6 protein-coding genes are annotated in these 4,988 nt (G+C 75.2%); 2 read left to right on the forward strand and 4 right to left on the reverse strand.

From position 1 onward, the window contains the following. The 4 genes from NH602_RS27975 to NH602_RS27990 all read right to left on the reverse strand — a co-directional run. The coding region (locus tag NH602_RS27975) for a siderophore-interacting protein (protein ID WP_253069357.1) at window positions 1-359 on the reverse strand (359 nt) is incomplete at its 3' end. Then, window positions 356-1,264 (reverse strand): iron-siderophore ABC transporter substrate-binding protein, encoded by a 909-nt coding sequence (locus NH602_RS27980; protein ID WP_253069358.1) that lies wholly within the window; start codon window positions 1,262-1,264, stop codon window positions 356-358. The genes NH602_RS27980 and NH602_RS27975, both read right to left, overlap by 4 nt. A 234-nt stretch (window positions 1,265-1,498) precedes the next feature. Next, complete coding sequence (locus tag NH602_RS27985) at window positions 1,499-2,263, reverse strand: SDR family NAD(P)-dependent oxidoreductase (RefSeq protein WP_073574493.1); 765 nt, start codon at window positions 2,261-2,263, stop codon at window positions 1,499-1,501. A 14-nt stretch (window positions 2,264-2,277) separates the two neighbouring features. Next, window positions 2,278-3,279, reverse strand: a complete 1,002-nt coding sequence (locus NH602_RS27990) for an acetamidase/formamidase family protein (protein WP_073574494.1) — start codon at window positions 3,277-3,279, stop codon at window positions 2,278-2,280. Window positions 3,280-3,390: 111 nt separating this feature from the next. On the opposite strand from NH602_RS27990, the gene NH602_RS27995 reads away from it, so the two are divergent. Then, entirely contained in the window at window positions 3,391-4,011 is a 621-nt protein-coding gene (locus NH602_RS27995; protein ID WP_062395872.1) for an L-threonylcarbamoyladenylate synthase, read from the forward strand. 233 nt (window positions 4,012-4,244) lie between these two features. After that, window positions 4,245-4,988 (forward strand): hypothetical protein (locus tag NH602_RS28000; protein ID WP_253069359.1); only part of this gene is annotated, 744 nt, incomplete at its 3' end.

Raw genomic sequence — 4,988 nt, forward strand, 5'->3', positions numbered from 1 at the left:
GCCGCGGCCCAGGCGCTCGCCGGGCCCGGCCGGGAGTGGCGGAACACGTCGAGGTCGACCTCACCGCGCCCCGGCCGGACCGCGGCCGGGGTGTAGCTGCGCAGCACCGGCCGCGTGCCGGCGGGCAGCTGCCGCAGCCGGGCCCGCCACTCGCGTTCCGGCAGGCCGGAGGTGAGCGAGGCGGGGTAGCCGTCGTCCGGCGGGACCAGCAGCTTGACCCGCTGGTCCCGGCCGTGCGGGGCGAACCGCGACAGCTCCGGACCGCCCAGCACGATCCGCCGGAACCCGGGGGAGGGCACGCCGACGGCGAGCACCCGGGCGGCGAACAGGACGTTCGGCGACCCCGACAGGGGGCTCACCGGTCCAGCGTCCGCTCGATGTCGTCGAGCACCCTCTGCCCGCCGAGCGGCCCGACGCCGGTGATCCAGACCGACTGGTCGACCGGGTGCAGCCGCGGGAAGACCTGCGCGCGCACCGCCTGGACGGCCGGCGGCACCGCCGACGGCGACGCCGGGTCGGTCGCGGTCAGGAACACCTCGTCGGCGCGGGCCTGCTGGACCAGCTCGGGGGACAGGTCCACCGAGATCGAGTTCTCCCAGTCCCGGGGCGGGATGGTGAACCCGGCGCACTCCAGGGTGCTGCCCGCGAACGACGTCGGCCCGTACAGGGTGAGCAGACCGTCGCGGGGGCGGATCATCTGCGCGGTCCGCCCGGCCGTGTCGTGGGTGCGCGCCACCTCGGCGCAGCGGTCCCGGTAGCGGATGAGCAGCTGCTCGGTGTCGGCCTCGCGGCCGAGCGCCCGGCCGACGAAGCGGACGTTGTCCTGCCACGGGTCGGCCTGCGAGGCCATGAACGCCGTCGGCGCGATCGCGGTCAGCCGGTCGTACAGCGCGGCGTGCCGGGACTCGGTGCCCAGGATCAGGTCGGGTCGCTGGGCCGCGATCCGTTCCAGGTCGGGCTCGGCGACGGTCCCGACGACCGCCACCTGCGCGCCGGCGTCGCCGAGGTAGGCGGGCACCCCGGTGCCCTCGGACAGGACCCCGGCCCCGACCGGCGGGGCGTCGAGGGCGACGGTGGTGTCGAGCTGTACCGGCTCCAGCACGACGACCCGCCGCGGCGCGGCCGGGACCGTGACCTCGCCGCGTGCGGTGGCGACCGTGCGGGTCTCCCCGCCGTCGGTGGGGCCCGAGCCGGGCGCGGAGCACGCGGCGAGGAACAGGGTGAGCAGGGCGGCGAGGGCCACCGCGGCCCGGGGCGGCGTCACGGACGATCTCCTTCGGTCAGGTGAGGCGACCCTAACCCGGGACCGGTTCGGGATGGAGTGTCCGGTTCGACGGGAAACCGGTCGCCCGCGACCGCGCCACCGGGGCACCCTGTGGCGCGATGATCGAGCAGTTCGTCCGCGAGGGCTGGAGCCCGCGAGCGAGCCGGCGTCCGACCTGGTGGCCGGGACCGCGCCCGCCGAGCGCGTGGTGCGCGAGGCGCTGGGGTGAGGGGGTCAGAGCTGCACCCCGCGGGTCAGTGCCCCGTCGACGACCAGGTTGGTGCCGCTGATCCGGCTCGCCCGCGGGCTGACCAGCGAGACCACCGCGTAGGCGGTCTCCTCCGGGGTACCCATCCGGCCGGTCGGGTTGAGCCCCATCGCGTGCGCGTACAGCGCGGGGTCGTGCTGCTCGACGTTCGCCCACACCCCGCCGGGGAAGTAGACGTTGCCGGGGGAGACGGCGTTGGCCCGGATGCCCTTCGGTGCCAGGTCGAACGCCAGGCCGGAGACGTAGTGCACGAGCGCGGCCTTCATGACGCCGTAGGAGCCGTCGGCGAAGTCGATCTCGCGGCCGGACACGCTCGACACCGCGGTCACCGAGGCGGCGTCGCTGCGCTCCAGGTGCGGCAGCGCGGCCTCCACCAGGCGCACCGTGTGCAGCAGGTCGACCTCGAAGCTCGAGCGCCAGTTCTGCTCGCCCGGGCCGATCGCCAGCGCGCTCACGTTCGCGACGACCGCGTCCACCGCCCCGAACCGCTCGGCGCTGTCGGCGACCCAGCGGCCGAGGGCCTCGCCGTCGGCGACGTCGACCGCGGTCCCGGCCACCTCGCCGGCACCCGCGGCGCGCAGTTCCTGCTCGGCCGCGGCGACCCCGTCGGCGTCGCGGGCGCAGAACGCGACCCGCGCGCCCTCCGCCGCCAGCCCGGCGACGACCGCCCGCCCGATCCCGCGCGACCCTCCGGTCACGAGCACGACACGACCGTTCAGCAACATGTCCATGGAAAGGGCCTCTCTTACAGGGAGCGGGCCTGCTCGCGCAGGTGACGGTGGACGCCGCCGTAGGCCGCGGCGGCCGGGAGCAGCGCCTTCGCGATCTTGGTGACGGCGCTGTAGTTGGTGTCGACGACGTTGGCCAGCGGCGACTCCGCGGCCTGGGTGAGCAGCTGGTAGGCGTCCAGCCGGTCCAGCCCGTACAGCTCGCCCAGCCAGGCGATCATCCCGACCTGGCTGGCCCGCCACGCGTCCTCCAGCGGACGGGAGGACCCGACGACGACGTAGTGGGTGTCGGTCTCGATCCGCGGCCACGCCGGGACCGGGGCGTTCTTGATCAGCTCGACGATCAGCACGACGTCCATCGCGCCCTCGACGGCCGTGCCGCAGCTCTCGCCCTCGCCCTGGCGGTAGTGGCCGTCGCCGACCGAGAACAGCGCACCGGGCACGTTGACCTGCAGGTAGCAGGTCGCCCCGGCGCGCATCTCCGGGGTGTCCATGTTCCCGCCGAACACGTCGGGCACCAGCGAGCTGCGCACCTCCCGCCCGGGCGGGGCGACGCCGACGGTGCCGAGCATCGGGTTGCACGGCAGCTCCAGGCGCAGGTCCGCGCTCGTCGCCTCGAACAGCACCGTCCCCGCGGCCCGGTCGAGCTGGTAGATCCAGGTCCGCTCGGGGAGCGGCTCGTGCAGCAGCGCGGTGCGGTCGGTCGTCGACAGCGCCCCGAACAGTGGGATCAGGGTGGAGGCACCCCAGTCCCGGGCCGGGGTCAGCTCCACGAGGTGGACGGCCAGGGTGTCGCCCGGCTCGGCGCCCTCCACGTGGAACGGCCCGGTCTGCGGGTTCACCTCGCTCATGTCGAGCACCGCGCTCGGACGGTCCGAGGTGGACGTGAGCCGCCCGGAGAACGCGTCCTCGGTCCACAGCCGCAGGCAGGTCCCGGGCGCGACCCGGCGCACCGGGGGCACGCCACCGAAGGTCCAGGCGAACTCGTGCCGTTCCGGCCGGTATTCCACGACGTGCATGGATCGCATCCTGGCCCCCTCCGCGCGTCGCGGGCAACGGTTTCCCGCCGCACCGAGACCACCCGGTCGTCGAACTCCCCGGGTGGGCCGCCGAGCCGGTACGTTGCCGCGATGGCCCGGTACTTCGACGTGCACCCGCAGAACCCGCAGCCGCGCAGCATCGGACAGGTCGTGGACCTCGTGCGGTCCGGCGGCCTGATCGCCTACCCGACCGACTCGTGCTTCGCGCTGGGCTGCTCGCTGGGCAACCGCGACGGCCTGGAGCGGATCCGGCAGATCCGCAAGCTCGACGACCGGCACCACTTCACCCTCGTGTGCGCGGAGTTCGCGCAGCTCGGGCAGTTCGTCCAGATCTCCAACTCCGTGTTCCGCGCGGTGAAGGCGTCCACCCCGGGCAGCTACACCTTCATCCTCCCGGCCACCAAGGAGGTGCCCAAGCAGCTGCTGCACCCGAAGAAGAAGACCGTCGGCGTGCGCATCCCCGACCACGCCACCACCCAGGCGCTGCTCGCCGAGCTGGGGGAGCCGCTGCTGTCCTCGACGCTGCTGCTGCCCGGCCACGACGAGCCGATGACGCAGGGCTGGGAGATCAAGGAGGAGCTGGAGAACCAGGTCGACGCGGTCATCGACTCCGGGGACTGCGGCACCGAGCCGACCACGGTCGTCGACCTGTCCGGCGACGAGCCGGAGATCGTGCGGCACGGCGCGGGGGACCCGTCGCGGTTCGAGTGAGGACCCCTCCGGCGCGGCCGCCCGGCCGCCCGTCGTGCCCGTCCGGGTGCCCCCGGTGACCGCCCTGCGGGGGTCGCGCCGCCCGCCCGTCCACGATCCACCGCCCACCGCATCAGAGCGAGCGCTGGGCGGACCGACGAGTAGGCTTCGCAACCGTCCCGCCCGCTACCCGAGCGGGTACTGACGTGGCGTCCGATCCCGGGCGCCGTCCGAACGGTTCGGAGGACGATCGCGTGGCGCGAGACGACCCGCCGCCCCACCCGTCCGGCCCGGCGGGTGCCTCGGCCGGGGACGCGGTGCTGGCCGCGATCGCGCACCGGTTGCGGGCCCGTTCGGAGCGCCAGCAGCTGCTGACCGAACGGCTGCGTGCCGGTGAGCTGCGCCCGGGTGCGCTGGCCGACCTCGCCGAGCTGGCCGCGGCCGCCCGACGGGGGGCCCGCGACGGCGACCACATCCTCGTTCTCGCCGGCGCCCCCCGCGGGCCCCGGCTCGCGGCCCCGTCGACCCCGCTCGGTCAGGCGCTCAACACCGTCGTCTCCGCGAGTGAGGCGGCCTCGCGCACGATCGTCCCGCCGACCCCGAGCGTCTCGGTCGACGCCACCGCCGAGCCCGTCCTGGGCCAGATCCTGGCCGAGCTGCTCGCCCACGCCGCGAGCGCCACCCCGGCCGGGGAGCGTATCGAGCTGCTGACCCGCTGGGGTCCCGACGGCGGGATCGTCGTCGAGCTTCAGGGCACCCAGTCCCCGCGCCACCGCACCCCGGTCGAGGAGTTGGACCGCGCGCTGGGCTCGGCGACCCCCGGTGGCCCGGTCGCCCCGCAGGAGATCGGCCTGCACGTGGCCGCGCGGCTGGCCCGCGCCATCGGCGCCCGGCTCGGCGTCCGCGCCCCCGGCGGGAACTCCGCGATCGCCCCGATCGCCGTGCTCCACCTGCCGTCCTCGGTCCTCGGCGGTGGCCGCTCCGAGTCCGCCGCGCCC

Origin of the sequence: Pseudonocardia sp. McavD-2-B, assembly GCF_024124365.1 — a bacterium.
Lineage (GTDB): Bacteria > Actinomycetota > Actinomycetes > Mycobacteriales > Pseudonocardiaceae > Pseudonocardia > Pseudonocardia alni.